The organism is Nocardioides turkmenicus (genome assembly GCF_011045035.1).
Classification (GTDB): Bacteria; Actinomycetota; Actinomycetes; order Propionibacteriales; family Nocardioidaceae; genus Nocardioides; species Nocardioides turkmenicus.
In genome coordinates this window covers 131,885-153,720 of sequence record NZ_JAALAA010000003.1, presented here as the reverse complement: position 1 = coordinate 153,720, position 21,836 = coordinate 131,885, and the positions used below count along the sequence as shown (strand labels likewise).

18 protein-coding genes are annotated in these 21,836 nt (G+C 69.8%); 15 read left to right on the top strand and 3 right to left on the bottom strand.

From position 1 onward, the window contains the following. Positions 1-45: 45 nt before the first annotated feature. Positions 46-948, top strand: a complete 903-nt coding sequence (gene purU, locus G5C66_RS04580) for a formyltetrahydrofolate deformylase (RefSeq protein ID WP_206443726.1) — start codon at positions 46-48, stop codon at positions 946-948. Between the two features lie 37 nt (positions 949-985). Next, entirely contained in the window at positions 986-3,490 is a 2,505-nt protein-coding gene (locus G5C66_RS04575) for a GcvT family protein (RefSeq protein WP_165109779.1), read from the top strand. 69 nt (positions 3,491-3,559) lie between these two features. Here G5C66_RS04575 and G5C66_RS04570 read toward each other — a convergent pair whose 3' ends face one another. Then, on the bottom strand, positions 3,560-4,237 hold the full coding sequence (locus G5C66_RS04570) for a GntR family transcriptional regulator (protein ID WP_206443725.1): 678 nt from the start codon (positions 4,235-4,237) through the stop codon (positions 3,560-3,562). 139 nt (positions 4,238-4,376) lie between these two features. On the opposite strand from G5C66_RS04570, the gene glyA reads away from it, so the two are divergent. Genes glyA through G5C66_RS04520 form a run of 10 tightly spaced genes read left to right on the top strand, consistent with a single transcriptional unit; the run spans position 4,377 to position 16,038 of the window. Continuing rightward, positions 4,377-5,660 (top strand): serine hydroxymethyltransferase, encoded by a 1,284-nt coding sequence (glyA, locus tag G5C66_RS04565; RefSeq protein ID WP_206443724.1) that lies wholly within the window; start codon positions 4,377-4,379, stop codon positions 5,658-5,660. Continuing rightward, complete coding sequence (locus tag G5C66_RS04560) at positions 5,660-6,877, top strand: sarcosine oxidase subunit beta family protein (protein ID WP_165109777.1); 1,218 nt, start codon at positions 5,660-5,662, stop codon at positions 6,875-6,877. Before glyA ends, G5C66_RS04560 begins: the two co-directional genes overlap by 1 nt. A gap of 12 nt (positions 6,878-6,889) precedes the next feature. Then, positions 6,890-7,180 (top strand): sarcosine oxidase subunit delta, encoded by a 291-nt coding sequence (locus G5C66_RS04555; protein WP_165109776.1) that lies wholly within the window; start codon positions 6,890-6,892, stop codon positions 7,178-7,180. Next, positions 7,177-10,086 (top strand): sarcosine oxidase subunit alpha family protein, encoded by a 2,910-nt coding sequence (locus G5C66_RS04550; RefSeq protein WP_165109775.1) that lies wholly within the window; start codon positions 7,177-7,179, stop codon positions 10,084-10,086. Before G5C66_RS04555 ends, G5C66_RS04550 begins: the two co-directional genes overlap by 4 nt. Next, on the top strand, positions 10,079-10,714 hold the full coding sequence (locus G5C66_RS04545; protein ID WP_165109774.1) for a sarcosine oxidase subunit gamma: 636 nt from the start codon (positions 10,079-10,081) through the stop codon (positions 10,712-10,714). Before G5C66_RS04550 ends, G5C66_RS04545 begins: the two co-directional genes overlap by 8 nt. Next, positions 10,714-12,087, top strand: a complete 1,374-nt coding sequence (locus tag G5C66_RS04540; protein ID WP_165109773.1) for an L-serine ammonia-lyase — start codon at positions 10,714-10,716, stop codon at positions 12,085-12,087. The genes G5C66_RS04545 and G5C66_RS04540 overlap by 1 nt, the downstream gene beginning before the upstream one ends. A 24-nt stretch (positions 12,088-12,111) precedes the next feature. Next, positions 12,112-12,996, top strand: a complete 885-nt coding sequence (locus G5C66_RS04535) for a bifunctional methylenetetrahydrofolate dehydrogenase/methenyltetrahydrofolate cyclohydrolase (RefSeq protein WP_165109772.1) — start codon at positions 12,112-12,114, stop codon at positions 12,994-12,996. Next, positions 12,993-13,877: a dihydropteroate synthase gene (folP, locus tag G5C66_RS04530; protein WP_165109771.1), complete on the top strand. Its 885-nt coding sequence runs from the start codon at positions 12,993-12,995 to the stop codon at positions 13,875-13,877. Before G5C66_RS04535 ends, folP begins: the two co-directional genes overlap by 4 nt. Next, complete coding sequence (locus tag G5C66_RS04525) at positions 13,874-14,728, top strand: methylenetetrahydrofolate reductase (protein ID WP_165109770.1); 855 nt, start codon at positions 13,874-13,876, stop codon at positions 14,726-14,728. Before folP ends, G5C66_RS04525 begins: the two co-directional genes overlap by 4 nt. Continuing rightward, positions 14,725-16,038, top strand: coding sequence for a bifunctional folylpolyglutamate synthase/dihydrofolate synthase (locus G5C66_RS04520; RefSeq protein WP_165109769.1), 1,314 nt, complete (start codon positions 14,725-14,727; stop codon positions 16,036-16,038). The genes G5C66_RS04525 and G5C66_RS04520 overlap by 4 nt, the downstream gene beginning before the upstream one ends. Positions 16,039-16,113: 75 nt before the next feature. Here G5C66_RS04520 and fdhA read toward each other — a convergent pair whose 3' ends face one another. Beyond that, the gene (gene fdhA, locus G5C66_RS04515; protein WP_165109768.1) at positions 16,114-17,325 is read right to left on the bottom strand and encodes a formaldehyde dehydrogenase, glutathione-independent; all 1,212 of its coding nucleotides are present in this window, start codon (positions 17,323-17,325) and stop codon (positions 16,114-16,116) included. A gap of 240 nt (positions 17,326-17,565) precedes the next feature. On the opposite strand from fdhA, the gene G5C66_RS04510 reads away from it, so the two are divergent. From G5C66_RS04510 to G5C66_RS04500, 3 genes are all read left to right on the top strand, one after another. Next, positions 17,566-18,348, top strand: a complete 783-nt coding sequence (locus tag G5C66_RS04510; RefSeq protein WP_165109767.1) for an IclR family transcriptional regulator — start codon at positions 17,566-17,568, stop codon at positions 18,346-18,348. 267 nt (positions 18,349-18,615) lie between these two features. Continuing rightward, positions 18,616-19,866: an aromatic ring-hydroxylating oxygenase subunit alpha gene (locus G5C66_RS04505; protein ID WP_165109766.1), complete on the top strand. Its 1,251-nt coding sequence runs from the start codon at positions 18,616-18,618 to the stop codon at positions 19,864-19,866. A 19-nt stretch (positions 19,867-19,885) separates the two neighbouring features. Beyond that, the gene (locus tag G5C66_RS04500) at positions 19,886-21,052 is read left to right on the top strand and encodes an FAD-binding oxidoreductase (RefSeq protein WP_206443723.1); all 1,167 of its coding nucleotides are present in this window, start codon (positions 19,886-19,888) and stop codon (positions 21,050-21,052) included. 71 nt (positions 21,053-21,123) lie between these two features. Here the strand turns inward: G5C66_RS04500 and G5C66_RS04495 are convergent, their stop codons facing one another. Next, a complete protein-coding gene (locus G5C66_RS04495) occupies positions 21,124-21,798 on the bottom strand; it encodes a GntR family transcriptional regulator (RefSeq protein ID WP_165109765.1) in 675 nt (224 codons plus the stop codon). Positions 21,799-21,836: the final 38 nt, after the last annotated feature.

Sequence of the window (21,836 nt, the reverse complement as noted above, 5' to 3'; positions counted from 1 at the left end):
CTGATATATGAGTTGTGTATCATTACCGGCAATCAGGAGCCCAGCATGACCATCAGTCCTCCCAGCTCGACCGCTGTTGCGTCCGTGGCGACCGCCCCGACGGCGACGACCAACGTGCTCACGCTCTCGTGTCCGGAGCGCCCGGGGATCATGCAGGCGGTCACCAGCTTCCTGTACGAACGCGGCTTCGACATCCTCGAGCACCAGCAGCACGACGACCGGATGGGGGAGCTCTTCTTCCTCCGCACCGCGTTCGCCTCCGCCGACGGTGCTGATGTCGACGAGCTCACCGCTGCGTTCGGTCCGATCGCGGACCGGTTCGGGATGTCGTTCACCTTCCACGACGAGCGCAAGCCGCGGCTGCTGGTGATGGTCTCGAAGTTCGGCCACTGCCTCAACGACCTGATCTTCCGCTGGCGAGGCGGGACCCTGGGCGGCGAGATCGCGGTCGTGGCGTCCAATCACGAGGACCTCCGCCCGATGGCGGAGGCGGCCGGCCTGGAGTTCATCCACATCCCGATCACGCCGGAGACCAAGCCGGAGGCCGAGCAGCGGATGCTCGACCTCGTCGACGAGTACGACATCGACCTGGTCGTGCTCGCCCGCTACATGCAGATCCTCTCCGACGGCCTGTGCCGCCAGCTCGAGGGACGTGCGATCAACATCCACCACTCGTTCCTGCCCGGCTTCAAGGGCGCCAAGCCCTACCACCAGGCGCACGAGCGCGGCGTGAAGCTCGTCGGGGCCACCGCCCACTACGTCACCGCAGACCTCGATGAGGGGCCCATCATCGAGCAGGAGGTCAACCGGGTCGACCACACCTACACCCCGCAGGCGCTGGCCAACGTGGGTCAGGACGCCGAGTGCCTCGCGCTCTCGCGTGCTGTCCGCTGGCACTGCGAGCACCGCGTCCTCATGCACGGCTCCAGCACCGTCGTGTTCCGCTGACCACCCACCCCGAACCACGCCGAAATCGGAGAAGCTCATGCCATCCTCTCGCAGCACCGTCTCGCCCCGGACAGTCATCATCGGCGCCGGCATCGTCGGCACGAACCTCGCGGACGAACTTGTGTCCCGCGGGTGGTCCGACATCACGGTCATCGAACAGGGCCCGCTCAGCATGCCCGGCGGCTCGACCTCCCACGCGCCCGGTCTCGTCTTCCAGATCAACCCGTCGAAGACGATGACCCTGTTCGCCAAGTACACGGTCGAGAAGTTCATGGGCCTGGAGAAGGACGGCCTGAACTGCTTCAACCAGGTCGGCGGCCTCGAGGTCGCGACCACCGAGGCCCGCGTCGCGGAGCTCTACCGCAAGCTCGGCTACGCGAAGTCCTGGGGGATCGAGGCCCGGGTCATCGGTCCCGCCGAGTGCAAGGACCTCTACCCGCACATCGACGAGTCTCAGGTCCTCGCCGGCCTGCACATCCCCACCGACGGTCTCGCCCGGGCGGCTCGTGCCGTCGACCTGCTCATCGAGCGTACGCAGGCGGCCGGCGTCACCTACCTCGAGCACACCGCGGTGACCGGAGTCCTCCAGGAGAACGGCCATGTCACCGGCGTGGAGACCACCAACGGTGTGGTCGAGGCCGACATCGTCGTCTCGTGCGCCGGCTTCTGGGGCGTCGAGGTGGGGAAGATGGCCGGCACCGACGTACCGCTCCTCCCGCTGGCCCACCAGTTCGTCAAGACCACCCCGGTCCCGGCCCTCGCCGGCAAGCACAAGCTCGCCGACGGCGCGACCCTGCCGATCCTGCGCCACCAGGACCAGGATCTCTACTTCCGTGAGTGGGGCGAGGTCTACGGGATCGGCTCCTACGCCCACAAGCCGATGCCGTACGTCGCGGCCGACCTCGGTCCGACCCCGGAGCACGTCGACGACGAGAACATGCCCTCGCGCCTCGACTTCACGCCGGAGGACTTCGAGGGCCCCTGGGACGAGTGCCGCAAGCTGCTCCCGTGCCTGCAGGAGACGGAGATCGCGGAGTCGTCGTTCAACGGCATCTTCTCGTTCACGCCCGACGGCGGCTCGCTCGTCGGCGAGTCCCGCGAGGTCGACGGCTTCTGGGTGGCCGAGGCCGTCTGGGTCACCCACTCCGCCGGCGTCGCCCGCGCGGTCGCCGAGGTGCTGACCACCGGCCGGTCCCAGTACGACCTCGCCGACTGCGAGCTCAACCGGTTCGAGGAGACCCAGCTGGCCCCGGCGTACGTCAGCGAGACCTCGCAGCAGAACTTCGTCGAGATCTACGACATCCTGCACCCGCTGCAGCCCAAGGAGTCGCCGCGCAACATCCGGGTCAGCCCGTTCCACGCCCGCCAGGTCGAGCTCGGCGCCTTCTTCCTCGAGGCCGGGACCTGGGAGCGGCCGCACTGGTACGAGGCCAACGCGGCCCTGCTGGACCAGCTGCCGGAGGAGTGGAAGTCGCCGACGCGCGACGACTGGTCGGCCCGCTACTACTCGCCGATCGCGGCCGTCGAGGCCTGGAAGACCCGCACCGCGGTCGCCATGTACGACATGACGCCGCTGCGCCGGCTCGAGGTCTCCGGCCCTGGCGCCGAGACCCTGCTGCAGCGGCTCACCACCGGTGACGTGAGCAAGAAGCCCGGTGCGGTGACCTACACCCTGTTCCTGGACGAGCAGGGCGGGATCAAGAGCGACATCACCGTCGCCCGCCTCGAGGAGGAGCTCTACCAGGTCGGCGCCAACGGCCCGGTCGATCTGGCCTACCTCCGCCGGGAGGCCCGCAAGCTGCGGGCCGAGAACCCCGCGCTCGCCGCCGAGATCCGCGACACCACCGGCGGCACCTGCTGCATCGGTCTGTGGGGTCCGCTGGCCCGGGACCTGATCGCCAAGGTCAGCACCGACGACTTCACCAACGACGGTCTGAAGTACTTCCGTGGCAAGCGGGCCACCATCGGAGGCATCCCCGTCACGGCCCTGCGGCTCTCGTACGTCGGCGAGCTCGGCTGGGAGATCTACGCCTCCGCCGAGAACGGCCAGAAGCTGTGGGACGTGCTGTGGGAGGCCGGCCAGGAGCACGGCGTCATCGCCGCCGGCCGGGCCGCGTTCGGCGCGCTCCGGCTGGAGAAGGGCTACCGGTCCTGGGGTGCCGACATGACCACGGAGCACGACCCGTACGAGGCCGGCGTCGGCTTCGCGGTGAAGACCGCCAAGGAGGACTTCGTCGGCAAGGCCGCGCTCGAGGGCCGCTCGGTGGAGACCTCGTCCCGCCGCCTCCGCTGCCTCACCATCGACGACGGCAAGTCCATGGTGCTCGGCAAGGAGCCGGTGCTGTCTGGCGAGACCGCGGTCGGGTACGTCACCAGCGCGGCGTACGGGTTCACGATCGGCAAGCCGATCGCCTACGCCTACCTTCCGGCCGAGATCGGTGAGGGGGACCAGGTGGAGATCGAGTACTTCGGTCAGCGGATCCCGGCGACGGTCACCCCGGAGCCGCTCTTCGACCCGGAGATGAGCCGCCTGCGCGGCTGACCTGTGGGGGTCCGGATCGGGCGTCGGCCGTGAGGCCGGCGCCCGATCGTGCGTCTCGGGAGAGTGCTGTCAGAGGACGCGACGGATCTCGGTCGCGAAGCTGTCGACGTGCTCGCGGGTGAGCCGCTCGGCTCGCTCGGCGTCGCCGTCGGCGATGGTCTCCAGGAGCTGGGCGTGCTCGGAGATGTGGGAGGCCAGCTCGGGGAGCTTGTCGACGACCAGGCACCAGATCCGGGTGGCCAGGTTGTCGTAGCGGATCAGGACGTCCTCGAGGTGCTTGTTGCCGGTGGCCCGGTAGATCATCCGGTGCACCGACAGGTCGAGCCGCATCAGCGTGGGCCGGTCGTCGCCCGACGCGTCGAGGCCGCGGACCCGGGCCGCCATGGCGCGCAGCTCGGCCCGCATCGGCTCGGTCGCCGCCGTCGCTGCGCGGTGGGCCGCGAACGGCTCGAGCTGCTGGCGCAGGTCGGAGATCGCGCCCAACTCGGTGACGTCGACCGGCGTCGCGAACGTGCCGCGGCGCGGGTAGGAGACGACCAGATGGTCGGTCTCCAGGCGCTTGAGGGCCTCCCGGACAGGGGTGCGGCCGAACCCGAGCGAGTCCGCGAGCCGGCCGTCGTTGATCGGTTCGCCCGGCCTGATGTCGAGCATGATCAGCCGGTCCCGGATGCGCTCGTAGGCGGCGTACGCCAGTGAGGTCGGCGGCGCGCCGACCGTCGGCCGGACGGGCGCTTGAAGGTCGGTCATCCCATGTCACCACTTTCTTTGATCTGAACCGCCTGATCTGGGCCGTTGACAGGTGTCTTCGCCAGCAAGCATACTGGTGATCCGGAACTGATATATCAATCGTACTTCAAAAGTTTGGGAGCTCACCGTGGTTGACGTCTTGACTGCCTCGCTCGCGGACCTCGATCCCGAGGTCCGCCAGCAGATCGACGCCGAGCTGAGCCGCCAGCAGCAGACGCTGGAGATGATCGCCTCGGAGAACTTCGCCCCCGCCGCCGTCATGGAGGCCCAGGGCTCGGTTCTCACCAACAAGTACGCCGAGGGTTACCCCGGCCGTCGCTACTACGGCGGCTGCGAGCACGTCGACGTCATCGAGCAGCTCGCCATCGACCGCCTCAAGGCGCTCTTCTCCGCGGAGTACGCCAACGTGCAGCCGCACTCGGGCGCTCAGGCCAACGCCGCGGCGATGTTCGCGCTGCTCGAGCCCGGCGACACCATCCTCGGCCTCTCGCTGGCCCACGGCGGCCACCTCACCCACGGCATGAAGATCAACTTCTCCGGCCGCCTCTACCAGGTGGTGCCGTACGAGGTCAGCCGCGAGGACTTCCTCATCGACATGGCCGAGGTCGAGCGCCTCGCTCTCGAGCACCGGCCCAAGCTGATCGTCGCGGGCTGGTCCGCCTACCCCCGCCAGCTCGACTTCGCGGAGTTCCGCCGGATCGCCGATCTCGTCGGCGCCCGCCTCATGGTCGACATGGCCCACTTCGCCGGCTTGGTCGCCACCGGCCTCCACCCGAACCCGGTGCCCTTCGCCGACGTCGTCACCTCGACGACCCACAAGACCCTCGGCGGCCCGCGCGGCGGCGTCATCCTCACCAACGACGCCGACATCGCCAAGAAGATCAACTCCTCGGTCTTCCCCGGCCAGCAGGGCGGCCCGCTCGAGCACGTCATCGCCGGCAAGGCGGTCGCCTTCAAGGTCGCCGCGGAGCCGGAGTTCCGCGAGCGCCAGGAGCGTACGCTGCGGGGTGCCCGCATCATCGCCGAGCGGCTGCTCGCCGATGACGTCAAGGCCTCGGGCATCTCCGTGGTCAGCGGCGGCACGGACGTCCACCTCGTGCTGGTCGACCTGCGCGACTCCGAGCTGAACGGCCAGGACGGCGAGGACCGTCTCCACCGCATCGGCATCACCGTCAACCGCAACGCGGTCCCGTTCGACCCGCGCCCGCCGATGGTCTCCTCCGGCCTGCGGATCGGGACGCCCGCGCTCGCGACCCGTGGCTTCGGCGACACCGACTTCCAGGAGGTGGCCGACATCATCGCGGCCGCGCTGAAGGACGACTTCACCGAGGAGACGGCCGACGCGCTGCGCGCCCGGGTCACCAACCTCGCCGAGAAGCACCCGCTCTACCCCCACCTCATCGAGTCGAACGGAGCCGACTGATGGCAGACCTGCTGCCCGAGCACCCCGAGTTCCTCTGGCGCAACCCGGAGCCCAAGTCCTCCTACGACGTCGTCATCATCGGGGGCGGCGGTCACGGCCTCGCGACCGCCTACTACCTGGCGAAGAACCACGGCATCACCAACGTCGCCGTGCTCGAGCGGGGCTGGCTCGCCGGCGGGAACATGGCCCGGAACACCACGATCATCCGGTCCAACTACCTGTGGGACGAGTCCGCGGCGATCTACGAGCACTCCCTCAAGCAGTGGGAGGTGCTCCCCGACGAGCTCGACTACGACTTCCTGTTCAGCCAGCGCGGTGTGCTCAACCTCGCCCACACGCTGCAGGACGTACGCGACTCGGTGCGGCGCTGCGAGGCCAACCGTCTCAACGGGATCGACGCCGAGTGGCTCGACGCGGACCAGGTGAAGGAGGTCTGCCCGATCATCAACACCAGCGACAACATCCGCTACCCGGTCCTCGGCGCGACCTACCAGCCCCGCGCGGGCATCGCCAAGCACGACCACGTCGCCTGGGCGTTCGCCCGCAAGGCCGACGAGCTGGGCGTCGACCTGATCCAGGACTGCGAGGTGACCGGGATCCTCAAGGAGGGCAACCGGGTCGTCGGCGTGCAGACCAGCCGCGGCACGATCGCGGCCGGGAAGGTCGCGCTCTGCGCGGCAGGGCACTCCAGCGTCCTCGCCGAGATGGCCGGCTTCGACCTGCCGATCCAGTCGCACCCGCTCCAGGCGCTCGTCTCCGAGCTCCACCAGCCCGTCCACCCGACCGTGGTGATGTCCAACCACGTCCACGTCTACGTCTCCCAGGCCCACAAGGGCGAGCTCGTCATGGGCGCGGGTGTGGACGCGTACAACGGCTACGGCCAGCGCGGCGGGTTCCACGTGATCGAGGAGCAGATGGCGGCCGCCGTCGAGCTGTTCCCGATCTTCGCCCGCGCGCACCTGCTCCGGACCTGGGGCGGCATCGTCGACGTCACGCCGGACGCCTCCCCGGTGGTCGGCAAGACGCCGATCGACCAGCTCTACGTCAACTGCGGCTGGGGCACCGGCGGCTTCAAGGGCACGCCCGGCGCCGGCTGGACCTTGGCGCACACGATCGCCCACGACGAGCCCCACGAGTACAACGCACCGTTCGCCCTCGAGCGATTCAGCACCGGTGCCCTCATCGACGAGCACGGCGCAGCCGCCGTGGCCCACTGAAAGGAGCCGACGATGATCCTCATCAGCTGCCCCGACTGCGGGCCCCGCGACGAGACCGAGTTCCACTACGGCGGTCAGGCCCACGTGCCGTACCCGGAGGACCCGAGCGCCCTCAGCGACGAGGAATGGGGTCGCTACCTGTTCTACCGCGAGAACACGAAGGGCATCTTCGCCGAGCGCTGGGTCCACAGCGCCGGGTGCCGCAAGTGGTTCAACGTCCTTCGCGACACCGTCACCTACCGCATCGCCGCCGTCTACCGGAACGGCGAACCACGCCCCAGCCTGGATGGAGACCCGCAGTGAGCACGACGTCGCACCGCCTCGCAGCCGGCGGCCGCATCGACCGATCCACCCGTCTCACCTTCAGCGTCGCCGGCCAGGAGTACGCCGGCCACGCCGGTGACACCCTCGCCTCGGCCCTGATCGCCAACGGTGTCCTCGAGTGCGGTCCTTCGCTGTACCTGCAGCGTCCCCGTGGCGTACTCGCCGCCGGGGTCGAGGAGTCCAACGCGCTGGTCAGGCTGCGCCGCCCCGGTGACGCCGTCGCCGAGTCGATGCTCCCGGCCACCGCTGTCGAGCTCGTCGAGGGGCTGCAGGCCGACTACCTCAGCGGGCTCGGCGAGCTCGACCCGAACGACGACACCGCGATCTACGACAAGAAGTACGTCCACACCGACGTGCTCGTCATCGGTGCCGGCCCGACCGGGCTCACCGCGGCCCGTACCGCCGCCGCATCCGGCGCCCGGGTGATCCTGATCGACGACCAGCCCGAGCTCGGTGGGTCGCTCCTCTCGGCCCGCCACCTCGAGATCGACGGCGTGGACAGCGACACCTGGCTGCGTGGCGTCGCCGAGGAGCTCGCGGCCGCCCCCGAGGTCACGGTGCTCACCCGCACCAACGCCTTCGGCAGCTACGACGCCAACTACGTGATCGCCCTCGAGAGCCGGCTCGACCACCTGGACGCGTCCGCCAAGGCCGCGCTCGACGGCCTGTCTCGTCAGCGCCTGTGGCACGTCCGGGCCCAGCAGGTCGTCATCGCGACCGGGGCTCACGAGCGTCCGCTCGTCTTCGGCAACAACGACCGTCCCGGCGTCATGCTCGCCTCCGCGGTCCGCACCTACCTGAACCGCTACGGCGTCGCCGCCGGCTCCAACGTCCTGCTCGCGACGACCAACGACAGCGCCTACGAGGTCGCCGCCGACCTGGCCGCCGCCGGAGTCGGCGTGGCGGCCGTCGTCGACGCCCGCACCGAGCGGTCCGAGGCCGCGCGCCGCGCCGAGGAGGCCGGCATCGAGGTCGTCCTCGGCTCCGCCGTCCTCGACACCGCCGGCGACCCACGGGTCACCGCGGCGACGGTGTCGGCCATCGACGCCGACGGCGCCGCGGTCGGCGAGCGCCGGGAGATCGCCTGCGACCTCGTCGCCGTCGCCGGTGGCTGGAGCCCGGTGGTCCACCTGCACAGCCAGCGTCAGGGCAAGGTCCGCTGGGACGAGGACCTTGCCGGGTTCGTCCCCGACGGCCAGGTCGCCGACCAGCAGATCGTCGGATCGGCCCGCGGCAGCTACACCCTCGACGCGTGCCTGGCCGAGGGCCGGTACGCAGCCGCGACCGCGCTGCGCGCCACCGGCTTCATCGGCGCGGCCGAGGCGCCGGAGGGCCCGCTTCCCGCCGCGACGGGTGACGGCACGACCCGCGCGCTCTGGCTCGTCACCGAGGAAGGCGCCCGGCTCGACGATCTCGTCGACCACTTCGTCGACTTCCAGCGCGACCAGACGGTGCACGACGTACTGCGGGCGACCGGCGCGGGCATGCGCAGCGTCGAGCACGTCAAGCGCTACACCTCCATCAGCACCGCCAACGACCAGGGCAAGACCTCCGGCGTCAACGCCATCGGGGTCATCGCGGCCGCGCTCAACGACGGTCGCAGCCCCGGCGAGATCGGCACGACGACGTACCGCGCGCCGTACGCTCCGGTCCCGTTCGTCGCGCTCGCCGGCCGCGAGCGGGGCGACCTGTTCGACCCGGCCCGGCTGACCTCGATCCACCCCTGGCACGTCGAGCACGGCGCCGAGATGGAGATCGTGGGACAGTGGCTGCGCCCCTGGTACTACCCGCAGGACGGCGAGTCGCTCGACGAGGCCGTGCTCCGCGAGTGTGCCGCCGTCCGCGAGTCCGTGGGCATGATGGACGCGACCACCCTCGGCAAGATCGAGGTGTGGGGGAGCGACGCCGGCGAGTTCCTCAACCGGATCTACACCAACGCCTTCAAGAAGCTCGCCCCGGGCTCCGCCCGTTACGGCGTCATGTGCACGCCCGACGGGATGATGTTCGACGACGGTGTCACGCTCCGTATCGACGAGGGCCGCTACTTCATGACGACGACCACCGGTGGCGCCGCCAAGGTCCTCGACTGGCTCGAGGAGTGGCACCAGACCGAGTGGCCGACCCTGGACGTCAGCTTCACCTCGGTCACCGAGCAGTGGTCCACCGTCGCGGTCGTCGGCCCGAAGTCGCGCGAGGTGATCGCCAAGATCGCCCCGGACCTGGACGTCAGCAACGAGGCGTTCCCGTTCATGACGTTCCGCGAGACCACGCTCGCCTCGGGCATCCCCGCCCGGGTGTGCCGGATCTCCTTCTCCGGTGAGCTCGCCTTCGAGGTCAACGTGGAGACCTGGTTCGGTCCGCAGGTGTGGGAGGAGATCCACGCCGCCGGCCAGGAGTGGTCGATCACCCCGTACGGCACGGAGACCATGCACGTGCTCCGCGCCGAGAAGGGCTATCCGATCGTCGGTCAGGACACCGACGGCACGGTCACCCCGCAGGACGCCGGCATGGAGTGGATCATCTCCAAGGCGAAGGACTTCGTCGGCAAGCGGTCCTACAGCCGGGCCGACACGTCCCGCACCGACCGCAAGCACCTCGTCTCGGTGCTCCCCGTCGACAAGTCCTTCCGGCTGCCCGAGGGCACCCAGCTGGTCGAGTCCGGTACGCCGATCACCCCTGCCGACGGTCCGGTGCCGATGCTCGGGCACGTGACCTCGAGCTACCACAGTGCCGCGCTCGGGCGCTCCTTCGCCCTGGCGCTCATCAAGGATGGCCGCAACCGCATCGGCCAGACCCTCGTCGCTCCGGTCGGTGACCGACTGGTCGACGTCGTCGTCGCTGAAACCGTCCTCTACGACCCGGAAGGAAGCCGCCGCGATGGTTGAGACCACGATCGAGCCGCTCGACAAGAAGATCTCGGCGCTGCGCGTCAGCCCTGCCCAGCACCTCCACGGCGCCTTCGTCGACGCCGGGGTCACCGGCGCCTTCGGGGTGCGGCTGCGCGAGGAGCAGTTCCTCACCATGGTGGGCCTGCGGGTCGCGGTCGGGTCGCCCGACCGGGCACGCCTGGCCAAGATCGTCGGCGCCGAGCTCCCCGCCCGGTGCGGCGAGGTCGCCACGGGTCACGACGTGGTCGTGCTGTGGCTCTCGCCCGACGAGTTCCTGGTCATCTCGCAGAGCGTGGCCGGCTCCACCCTGGTGTCCTACCTGCGCGCAGGCCTCTCGGAAGGTGGTGCCGCCGCGGTCGTCGACCTGTCGGCCAACCGCACCACCCTCCGGCTCGAGGGTCCGTCCGCGCAGGCGGTCCTGGAGAAGGGCTGCCCGCTCGACCTCCACCCGCGGGTCTTCGCGCCGGGCACGGCGGTCGCCACCAACATCGGACGCGTCCCGGTGATCCTGTGGAAGGTCGACCTCGACTCCTACCGGATCCTGCCGAGGTCCTCGTACGCCGACTACCTGGGCCGCTGGCTGGTCGACGCCATGGCCGAGTTCAAAGTTCTGGGATCCGGCTGATGGCACTCAGCGTCTTCGACATGTTCTCCGTCGGCATCGGGCCGTCGTCGTCCCACACGGTCGGCCCGATGCGCGCGGCGGTGCAGTTCACCGATGCCCTGAAGGCGGGGTCGCTGCTCGACGCCGTCGCCCGGGTCCAGGTGGAGCTGTTCGGTTCCCTCGGGGCCACCGGTCACGGCCACGGCTCCGACAAGGCGGTCATCCTCGGTCTCGAGGGCAACCGTCCAGAGACCGTCGACACCGACAACGCGGACGCCCGGGTGGCCCAGGTCCGGGCAACCCGCCGGTTGACGCTGTCCGGGGCGCGGGACATCGAGTTCGACGCCGACGACGTCGTGATGCACCGCACCCGGACCCTCCCCGCGCACCCGAACGGGATGATCTTCCGGGCGTTCGGGGGCAGCGGGGAGATGCTCCAGGAGAGCACCTACTACTCGGTCGGCGGCGGGTTCGTCGTCGACGAGGACGCGGCCGGCGCCGACCGGATCGTCGAGGACTCGACCCCGATCCCGTACCCGTTCACGACCGGGGCGGAGCTGCTCGCGGTCTGTGCCGAGTCGGGCAAGCGGATCAGTGACGTCATGATGGCCAACGAGCTGGCGTGGCGTACGGAGGACGAGGTGCGCGGCGAGCTGTTGCACATCTGGTCGGTGATGCAGGAGTGCGTGCACAACGGCTGCACCCGGGTCGAGCCCACGTTGCCCGGCGGGCTGAAGGTCCCGCGGCGCGCCCCTGGCCTGTACGCCCACCTGCACGCCTCCACGGACGAGACCGACCCGCTCCGCGCGATGGACTGGGTCAACCTATTCGCCCTGGCCGTCAACGAGGAGAACGCCTCGGGCGGCCGGATCGTGACCGCTCCGACCAACGGCGCCGCGGGCATCGTCCCGGCGGTGCTCCACTACTACGAGAAGTTCGTGCCGAGCGCGGACGAGGACGGGATCGTCAGGTTCCTCCTCGCCGCTGCCGCGATCGGGATCCTGTTCAAGATCAACGCGTCGATCTCCGGTGCCGAGGTCGGCTGTCAGGGTGAGGTCGGCTCGGCCTGCGCGATGGCCGCCGGGGCGCTGTGCGAGGTGCTCGGTGGCACCCCTGAGCAGGTGGAGAACGCCGCAGAGATCGGCATCGAGCACAACCTCGGCCTCACCTGCGACCCGGTCGGCGGTCTGGTGCAGATCCCGTGCATCGAGCGCAACGCGATCGCCAGCAACAAGGCCATCAACGCCGCTCGGATCGCCGCCCGCGGCGACGGCAGCCACCGGGTCTCGCTGGACGCCGCGATCAAGACCATGCGCGAGACCGGGGCCGACATGAAGATCAAGTACAAGGAGACCTCCCGCGGAGGCCTCGCCGTCAACGTCATCGAGTGCTGAAGTCCCGGGCCTAAGGAGAAGTGCATGACCACCGCAGCAAAGATCGACGGCAAGCGGGTCGCTGCCGAGCTGAAGGCCGAGCTCGCCGTGCGGGTGAAGGCGCTGCACGAGGCCGGGATCGACCCCGGTCTCGGCACCATCCTCGTCGGTGACGACCCCGGCTCCCACTCCTACGTCGCGGGCAAGCACCGCGACTGCGCCGAGGTCGGCATCGCCTCGATCCGGATCGAGCTCCCCGCGAGCGCGACGCAGGCGGAGATCGAGGCCGCGGTGCAGCAGCTCAACGAGGACCCGAGCTGCACCGGCTTCATCGTCCAGCTGCCGCTGCCGCCGCACGTCGACACCCACCGGGTCCTGGAGCTCATCGACCCGGACAAGGACGCCGACGGGCTGCACCCGACCAACCTCGGCAAGCTGGTGCTCGGCACCCCGGCCCCGCTGCCGTGCACACCGCGCGGGATCATCGAGCTGCTGCGGCAGCACGACGTGCCGATCACCGGCCAGCGGTTCTGCGTGATCGGCTGCGGCCTGACCGTCGGCCGCCCGCTCGGGCTCATGCTCACCCGCCCGACCGAGCACGCCACCGTGACCCTGTGCAACATCGAGACCCGTGACGTCGCCGCCCACGCCCGGGCCTCGGACGTCATCGTCGCCGCGGCCGGCGTCGCCCACCTGGTCAAGCCCGACTGGGTCAGTCCCGGTGCCACCGTCCTCTCCGTCGGCATCACCCGCACCATCGAGGGCATCCTGGGCGACGTCGACCCGAACGTCGACGTCGTGGCCGGCAAGATGACCGGCGCCACCGGCGGGGTCGGCCCGATGACCCGCGCGATGCTGCTGACCAACATCGTCGAGATCGCCGAACAGCAGCTGGCTGCCAGGGAGGCGATCGTCGGGGCACTGACATGACGACGGTGCAGCTGCCCACCGACACCGCTCAGCGGTGTCAGGTGATGGGCATCATCAACGTCACCCCCGACTCCTTCTCCGACGGCGGCCGGTTCCACGAGGTCGACGCGGCCGTACGCCGGGGCCTGGAGCTCATGCGGGACGGCGCCGACCTCCTCGACGTCGGCGGCGAGTCCACCCGGCCCGGTGCCCAGCGGGTCAGCGAGGCCGAGGAGCTCGCCCGCGTGATCCCGGTGGTCGAGGCCCTGGCCCGCGGCGGGTTCCCGGTCTCGGTCGACACCATGCGGGCCTCGGTCGCCGAGCAGGCCGTCGCCGCCGGCGCGGTCATCGTCAACGACGTCTCCGGCGGGCTCGCCGACCCCGAGATGCTGCCGTTCCTCGCGGAGGCGGACGTCACCTGCGTACTCATGCACTGGCGGGCGCACTCCACCCGGATGGACGACTTCTGCTTCTACGACTCGGTCGTCGACGACGTCTGCGCCGAGCTCCACGGTCGGGTCGAGGCGGCGCTCGCCGCTGGCGTACGCGCAGAGCGCATCGTGCTCGACCCGGGACTGGGGTTCGCGAAGAACGCCAGCCAGTCCTGGGAGCTGCTCGCGGCTCTCCCGAGGCTGCACGAGCTCGGCTTCCCCGTCCTCGTCGGCGCGTCCCGCAAGCGCTTCCTCGCCGAGGCCGCCGCGTACGGGCGACGTGACCCGGACGTGCCCGCCGACCGTGACGAAGCCTCGGACGCCGTCGCCGCCGTGGCCGCGGCCGGAGGAGCCTGGGGCGTACGCGTCCACTCGGTCTCCGGCGCCGCGGCCGCCTCCCGGGTGGCCGCGCGACTGCGGGCCTCCACGGCCGCCACCGGGCTGGTCGGTGCCCGAGCGGGGGAGCGGTGAGCCGCCGCTCGGCCGCCACGGTCGTACGTCGCCTGCTGCTCGCCGCGCGCTACGAGGTCCTGCCCACCGACGCCATCGAGAAGGTCGTCACCGCCGCCCTCCCGGCGGGCCGGACGATCACCGTGACCGCCTCCCCGGCCAAGGGTCTGGAGCGGACCGTCGATCTGTCGATCCGGCTCGCCGGCCACGGGTACGACGTCGTGCCCCACCTCGCCGCGCGCATGGTCTCGAGCAGGGCCGAGCTCGCCGACATCACCGGTCGCCTCAAGGCGGCCGGCATCGAGAAGGTCTTCGTGCCCGCCGGCGACGCGGAGCAGCCGGGGGCGTTCCCCGGCGCGCTGGAGCTCCTCGAGGCCCTCGTCGACCTCGGTGACCCGTTCCGACACGTCGGCGTCGCCGGCTACCCGGAGGACCACCCGACGATCATCCACGACCGCCTGGTGCAGGCGATGTGGGACAAGCGCCACCACGCCACCGAGATCGTCAGCAACCTCACCTTCGACGACCGCGCCCTCACCGACTGGGTACGCCGCGTGCGCGCCCGCGGGGTCACGACACCGATCCTCGTCGGGCTGCCCGGCCCGGTCGAGCGCACCAAGCTCCTCTCCATGGCGACCAAGATCGGAGTGGGGGAGTCGACGCGGTTCCTCGCCAAGAACAAGGGGATGTTCGCCCGCATCGCCGCGCCCGGCGGCTACTCGCCGGAGCGGTTCCTCACCCGCGCCGGCCCCGGGCTGGACGGCGCCGAGGCCGCGGTCGCCGGCCTGCACCTGTTCACGTTCAACCAGGTCGCCGAGACCGAGGCGTGGCGCCGCGACCTGCTGACCCGCCTCGGAGGTGACCCGCTTTGACGGACACAGCTCTCGACCTCGATGTGGCAGAGGTGGAGCGTCGGCTCCTCGCCCGCTGGCCGGAGACCAGGATCGCCCCGTCGCTGGAGCGCATCCGGGCGGTGATGGACGCGCTCGGGCAGCCGCAGCATGGCTACCGGTCGGTCCACATCACCGGCACGAACGGCAAGACCAGCACCGCTCGGATGGTGGAGGCGATCCTGCTCGAGCTCGGCTCGACGGTCGGCCGGTTCACCAGCCCCCACCTCACCGACATCCGGGAGCGGATCAGCATCGGCGGCCGGCCGATCTCGCACGAAGCCTTCGTCCGGGCCTACCTGGACGTCCTGCCCGCGGCCCAGGCCGTGGACCGCGAGAGCCCGACGCCGCTGTCGTTCTTCGAGATGACGGTCGCGATGGCCTACCAGGCGTTCTCGACCGCGGCCATCGACGTCGCCGCGGTCGAGGTCGGCATGGGTGGCATGTGGGACGCGACCAACGTCATCGATGCCCGGGTCGCCGCGATCCTCCCCATCGGGCTCGACCACGTCGACCACCTGGGCCCGACCCGGCTCGACATCGCCGCCGAGAAGGCCGGGATCATCAAGCCCGGTGCGCTGGCAGTGACCGCGCGTCAGACGCCCGAGGTCGAACAGCTCCTCCGGGCTCATGCCGACGCGCATCTCGCCAGGCTCATGGTCGAGGGGCGTGACTTCGGCCTGAGCGACCGGCGCGGCTCCGACGACGGGCAGACCATCTCCGTCGACGGTCTCGCGGGCCGCTATCCCGAGGTCCCACTCGGTCTGCACGGACGCCACCAGGCGCACAACGCCGTGCTCGCGATCGCGAGCGTCGAGGCACTCCTCGAGGAGACGATCCCGCTGGACGCGCTGCGACGAGCGCTGGGTTCGGTCCGGTCGCCCGGCCGCCTGGAGGTGCTGCCCGGCACCCCTGCCGTGGTCCTCGACGCCGCCCACAACCCCGACGGCGCCCGGGCCCTGGCTGCCGCGCTCCCAGAGCTGGGCCCGCGCCCGACCGTCGCCGTGGTCGCCGCCCTGGGCGACAAGGACCTCGCCGGCATGCTCGCCGAGCTCGAGCCGGTGGTGACCACCATGGTCTGCACCCGCAACAGCAGCCCGCGGTCGCTCTCCTCCGAGGCCGTCGCGGCCGCGGCGCGGAAGGTCCTGAGCGCCGATCGGGTCGTGGAGGTCGACGACCTCGCCGACGCGCTCACCGAGGCGACCGAGACCGCCTCCAGGGCTGGCGGCCAGGTGCTGGTCACCGGCTCCGTCGTGACCGTCGGTGAGGTGCGCCGACTGCTGGGCCTGTGAGCCTTCTGGGCATTGAGACGGGCCTGCCCCGGCCGATCTGGCCGGGGCAGGCCCGTCATTGCTGTCCGGTCGGGATCAGCTCACCATGCCGTGCGGGTCGATGACGTACTTGGTGGCGGCGCCCTGGTCGAACGCGGCGTAGCCCGCCGGGGCCTCGTCGAGGCTGATCGTCTTCGCGTTGACGGCCTCGGCGATGTGGGCCTTGTCCGCGAGGATCAGGTTCATCAGCTGGCGGTTGTACTGCTTCACCGGGCACTGGCCGGTCACGAACGTGTGCGACTTCGCCCAGCCCAGGCCGAGGCGGACGCCGATCTGGCCCTGCTTGGCGGCGTCGTCGACGGCACCCGGGTCGCCCGTGACGTACAGGCCGGGGATGCCGAGGGAAGCACCCGCGCGCGCGACGTCCATGATGTCGTTGAGGACGGTGGCGGGCTGCTCGGCGGCGTCGCGGCCGTGGCCGCGGGCCTCGAAGCCGACCGCGTCGACGGCGGCGTCCACGACCGGCTCGCCGAGGATGTCGTCGATGATGTCCGCGAGGGCGTCACCGGAGGACAGGTCGGCGGTCTCGCAGCCGAAGCTGGCGGCCTGCTTGAGCCGGTCGGCGTTCATGTCGCCGACGATGACGGTCGACGCGCCGAGCAGCTGGGCCGAGTACGCCGCGGCGAGCCCGACCGGGCCCGCACCCGCCACGTAGACCGTCGACCCGGTGGTGACACCGGCGGTGTACGCACCGTGGTAGCCGGTCGGGAAGATGTCGGAGAGCATCGTCAGGTCGAGGATCTTCTCCAGGGCCTGGTCCCGGTCCGGGAACTTCAGGAGGTTGAAGTCGGCAAACGGGACCATGACGTACTCCGCCTGGCCACCGAGCCAGCCGCCCATGTCCACGTAGCCGTAGGCCGCGCCGGCCCGCGCCGGGTTCACGTTGAGGCAGATGCCGGTCTTGCCCTCGTTGCACATGCGGCAACGGCCGCACGCGATGTTGAACGGGACCGAGCAGATGTCGCCCACCTCGTGGAAGAGGACGTCGTCGCCGATCTCGACGATTTCGCCGGTGATCTCGTGGCCGAGTGTCTGGCCCACGGGGGCGGTCGTCCGGCCGCGCACCATGTGCTGGTCGCTGCCGCAGATGTTGCTCGTCACGAGCTTGAGGATCACCGCGTGCGGCGCCGCACGCTTGATGCCGAGACCGCTGACGACATCCTGGGGGAGCTCCAGCTTCGGGTAGTCGATGGACTCGACGGCCACCTCTCCCGGCCCCTTGTAGACGACGACTCTGTTGTCTGCCATGGCGTCTCTTCTTCCTGCCCCCGGGGACGGGGGCGTCCGGCGTACTCAGATTTCCAGGTTGTTTCTCATAGCGAAACAGCAGCGCTATATGAAACAAACTAGACCGTCGACGGCATCGGCATCAAGACCCTGATGTGACCGATTTCATGCCTCGTTCGAGAACGGCCGGTCGTACGCGACTCGCCTACCCGGCAGTAGGGGTGGCGAGGCGACTCTGGCAGGGAGGCATACTGTTTCAGCATGAGCAACACGAGCGAAACACGGAGCACGACCGTTCACTCAGTTGACCGCGCCATCTCCATCCTCCAGGTGCTCGCCCGTCGGGGCGCTGTCGGCGTGACGCCGATCTCCGAGGAATTGGGGGTGCACAAGTCGACGGTCTTCCGGCTGCTGGCCACCCTCGAGGCCCGCGGATTGGTGGAGCAGAACGCGAGTCGCGGGCACTATCAGCTCGGCTATGGCGTCATCCAGCTGGCCGCAGGTGCGACCCGCAAGCACGACCTCTCGGTCACCAGTCGTCCGATCTGCATGGCCTTGGCCGACGAGGTGGGGGAGACCGTCAACATCGTCATCAACGACGGTGAGGAGGCCATCACGATCGACCAGGTGATCGGGAGCGCCGAGATCACGTCCGTGAACTGGGTCGGGCAGCGGAGCCCCCTGCACACCACCGCGTCCGGTCAGGTCTTCCTGGCGATGATGCGCCCCGAGGAGCGTCAGCGGATCCTGGATCGTGGGCTCGAGCGCTACACCGAGGAGACCGTGGTCGACCCGGTGCGGCTCGAGGAGCAGCTCGCCGAGGTCCGGAGGCTGGGCTACGCCTACTCCGTCGACGAGCACGAGATCGGCCTGGCCGGCGTGGCGGCGCCGATCCGCTCCCTCGGTGGCGGGGTGATCGCCGCCGTGGTGGTCTCCGGCCCGTCGTTCCGGATCACCTCCGAGAATGCACCCGAGCTGGCCGAGCACGTGCTCGCTGCCGCCGCGGCGATCTCCGAGCGAAACGGCTTCCCCAAGGCCGAGTGACCTGCCCCGGCCGAGGCGAACCGATCGGCCCCCGAAGTGGCCCGCATGCCGTGCATGCGGGCCACTTCGCGTCCGTCGTAAACCGCTTGTAAATCCTGTGAGGGAATCCACATCGAGCCGTTGACAGGCTCTCGGGGCGCGCGGCAGAATCGTGTTGCGTTCTGCGCAGCAGTTTTGCAGAGTGAAACAACCGTCATCCGACGGGCCGCCGTTATCTGAACCCGGAATCTGCCCGGTTTGAGCGTGGGAGACATCAACGTGACGCGAATGAGCATCGAAACGACGCCAGTGGATCTGGCGTCCATGGCGGACGAGCGAGCAGCCGGCTTCGGCCTGGAGGCGCCCTTCTACACCAGCCCGGAGATCTACGAGCAGGACCTCGACCTCATCTTCGGTCAGCACTGGATCTTCGCGGTCGCCGAGGCGGAGATCCCGGACCCCGGTGACTACGTCACCGTCGATCTGGGGCCCCACTCCGTGATCGTCGTCCGCGACGACGACGAGAACGTCCGCGCCTTCCGGAACGTCTGCCGCCACCGTGGATCTCGACTGCTCGAGTCGGGCTGCGGCTCGATCGGCAACATCGTGTGCCCCTACCACCAGTGGACCTACCGGGTCGACGGCAGCCTGATCTTCGCCGAGTCGCAGGCCGACACCTTCGAGTACGACAAGTTCGGGCTCAAGCCGGTGAACGTGCGTGCGGTCGGCGGGCTGGTCTTCCTCTGCCTGGCCGACGAGCCGCCGGCCGACTTCGACGAGGTCAGCCAGCTCATCGAGCCCTACCTGAAGCCCTATGACCTCGCCTCGGCCAAGATCGCCCACCAGACCGACATCGTCGAGGAGGGCAACTGGAAGCTGGTGATGGAGAACAACCGCGAGTGCCACCACTGCGACGCCTCCCACCCCGAGCTGCTCACGGCGTACTTCCCGATCAGCCGCTACGAGGCCGAGGACGTGCCGCCGCGCCAGCAGCAGATCTTCGAGCGCTACCTCGAGGCGCAGGCCGAGCTGGAGAAGGCCCGCGAGGCGATCGGTTTCCCGAACGGCGACATCTGTCAGCTGGAGGGCAAGGCGACCGGGTTCCAGATCTCCCACCTGCCGCTCGACGGTGCGGGCGCCTCGTTCGGTCCCGACGGTCAGCAGCTCTGCGCGAAGCTGATGGGATCCATCGAGGACCCGAGGTTCGGCGACCTGTCGCTGCACATGCAGCCCAACTCGTGGTTCCACTTCCTCGGTGACCACGCCGTCGTCTTCTCGGTGATCCCGCTCGCCGTCGACCGGACCCTGGTCCGGACGACCTGGCTGGTGAACCCCGACGCCGTCGAAGGCGTCGACTACTCGGTCGAGTCGCTCACCTCCGTCTGGCGTGCCACCAACGACCAGGATCGCGTCCTGGTCGAGGGCACCCAGCGAGGAGTGACGGACCCGGGCTACGTACCTGGTCCGTACTCAGAGGTCGAGGGTGAGGTCGATGCATTCGTCACCTGGTACGTCCAACGCATCCAAGCCAACGCCTAGCCGAAGTCGGGGAGGAGACATGACCATCATCGAGACCGACATCCCCCAGGTGTCGGAGCCGAACTCCTTCGGGCTGCAGAACGGCCGCCCCGCGCCCGTTCGCAGCAAGCGGATGCTCGAGCCCTGCTGGGCCGAGAGCGACGTGATGGACCTGGTGTGCAGCCAGGTGCTCGCGGTCACCCATGACGTGAAGACCTTCGTCTTCACGACCCCCGAGCGTCGTCCGTTCGACTTCGAGGCGGGCCAGTTCATCACCATCCGGGTCGAGATCGACGGCGAGCTGATGACGCGTTGCTACACGATCGCGTCGCCGCCGACCAGGCCCGACCGGCTGGCCATCACGGTCAAGCGGGTCCCCGACGGCGTGGTGTCGAACTGGCTCCACGACAACCTCGAGCCCGGCACCTGGATCTCGATGCACGCCCCGGCGGGTGCGTTCGTCCTGCCCGAGGAGGACGCGCCGAAGTACCTCTTCCTCTCGGCGGGAAGCGGCATCACCCCGGTGCTCTCGATGACGAGGACGCTGTACGACCTCGGCTCCGAGGCGGACATCCTCTTCGTGCACAGCGCGCGTACGCCGGCCGACATCATCTACCGCGGTGAGCTCGAGGCGATGGCCCGCCTCATGCCCAACCTCCGGGTGGTGGAGATCTGTGAGGGCGACGCCCCCACGGAGCGCTGGATGGGGCTGCAGGGTCGGATCTCCAAGCCGGTGCTCGAGATCCTGGCGCCCGACCTCAATGAGCGCGAGACGTTCATCTGTGGTCCGGCGGGCTACATGGCCTCGGCGAAGTCGCTGCTCGAAGAGCTCGGCTACGACATGGAGAAGTACCACGAGGAGAGCTTCGACTTCGGCGCTCCCGCGGTGCCCGCACCGACGGCGGCCCCGCCGGTCGAGCAGGACTCCGAGGACGAGGCCGCGGCCGGGTTCTCGGTCGAGTTCGCGCGCACCGGCCGGATGATCACCTGCGGACCGGACGAGACGCTCCTGGAGGCGGCGATCGCCGCCGGCATGCGTCCGATGTCCGCCTGTGGTCAGGGCATGTGCGGCACCTGCAAGGTGTCGATGCTCTCCGGCGAGGTCGACATGAAGCACAACGGCGGCATCCGGCCGAAGGAGATCGCCAACAACAAGGTGCTGATGTGCTGCTCCAAGCCGCTGGGTGACATTCAGCTCGACTGCTAGAAGGCGTACGCAGCATCGGTGGCTGTCGGGTCGGCGACCCGATCCGACAGCCACCGGGTGTCCCCGGGATGTCAGAGGACCTGGCGGATCTCCCGCTCGAAGCCACCGATGTGCTCGAGCGTGAGCTTCTCGGCCCGGTCGGCGTCACCGTCGGCCACCGCGTTGAGGAGCTGCGCCTGCTCGACGACGTGGTGGGCCAGGTCGGGGAGGCGGTCGATAACCATCCACCAGATCCGGATGGCGAGGTTGTCGTACCTGATCAGGATGTCCTCGAGGTGGGCGTTGCCGCTCGACTGGTAGATCAGGCCGTGGGCGGCCTTGTCGATCCGCATCAGCGCGGTGCGGTCGCCGTCGCCCAGCCGGCCCTTGCCGATCTGGGCCGCAAGGGCGCGCATCTGCTCGCGCTGCTGTGGCGTCGCCCGCTCCGCGGCGGCACGGGATGCGTACGGCGCCAGCTGTCGCCGGATCTCCGCGATCGCGCTGAGCTCGGTCGCGTCGATGGTCGTCGCGAAGGTGCCGCGGCGTGGGAAGGAATGGACCAGGTGGTCGGCCTCGAGGCGCTTGATCGCCTCCCGGACGGGGGTGCGGCCCATGCCGATGGCCGCGGCGATCTGGCCGTCGTTGATCGGCGCACCCGGGCGGATGTCGAGCATCACCAGGCGGTCGCGGATGTATTGGTAGGCCTGCTCGGCGAGTGAGCTGGCGGGCGGATTCGCCGTCGTTGCCAGGATCTCGTCTACCGTCATCGAGTCGTGCCCCACTTGTCCGTCATGGCCTGTGCGAT

Coding starts and splice junctions, on each gene's coding strand:
- purU (WP_206443726.1), top strand. CDS start 46: ATGACCATCAGTCCTCCCAGCTCGACCGCTGTTGCGTCCGTGGCGACC.
- G5C66_RS04575 (WP_165109779.1), top strand. CDS start 986: ATGCCATCCTCTCGCAGCACCGTCTCGCCCCGGACAGTCATCATCGGC.
- G5C66_RS04570 (WP_206443725.1), bottom strand. CDS start 4,237: ATGACCGACCTTCAAGCGCCCGTCCGGCCGACGGTCGGCGCGCCGCCG.
- G5C66_RS04560 (WP_165109777.1), top strand. CDS start 5,660: ATGGCAGACCTGCTGCCCGAGCACCCCGAGTTCCTCTGGCGCAACCCG.
- G5C66_RS04555 (WP_165109776.1), top strand. CDS start 6,890: ATGATCCTCATCAGCTGCCCCGACTGCGGGCCCCGCGACGAGACCGAG.
- G5C66_RS04545 (WP_165109774.1), top strand. CDS start 10,079: ATGGTTGAGACCACGATCGAGCCGCTCGACAAGAAGATCTCGGCGCTG.
- G5C66_RS04540 (WP_165109773.1), top strand. CDS start 10,714: ATGGCACTCAGCGTCTTCGACATGTTCTCCGTCGGCATCGGGCCGTCG.
- G5C66_RS04535 (WP_165109772.1), top strand. CDS start 12,112: ATGACCACCGCAGCAAAGATCGACGGCAAGCGGGTCGCTGCCGAGCTG.
- folP (WP_165109771.1), top strand. CDS start 12,993: ATGACGACGGTGCAGCTGCCCACCGACACCGCTCAGCGGTGTCAGGTG.
- fdhA (WP_165109768.1), bottom strand. CDS start 17,325: ATGGCAGACAACAGAGTCGTCGTCTACAAGGGGCCGGGAGAGGTGGCC.
- G5C66_RS04510 (WP_165109767.1), top strand. CDS start 17,566: ATGAGCAACACGAGCGAAACACGGAGCACGACCGTTCACTCAGTTGAC.
- G5C66_RS04505 (WP_165109766.1), top strand. CDS start 18,616: ATGAGCATCGAAACGACGCCAGTGGATCTGGCGTCCATGGCGGACGAG.
- G5C66_RS04500 (WP_206443723.1), top strand. CDS start 19,886: ATGACCATCATCGAGACCGACATCCCCCAGGTGTCGGAGCCGAACTCC.
- G5C66_RS04495 (WP_165109765.1), bottom strand. CDS start 21,798: ATGACGGTAGACGAGATCCTGGCAACGACGGCGAATCCGCCCGCCAGC.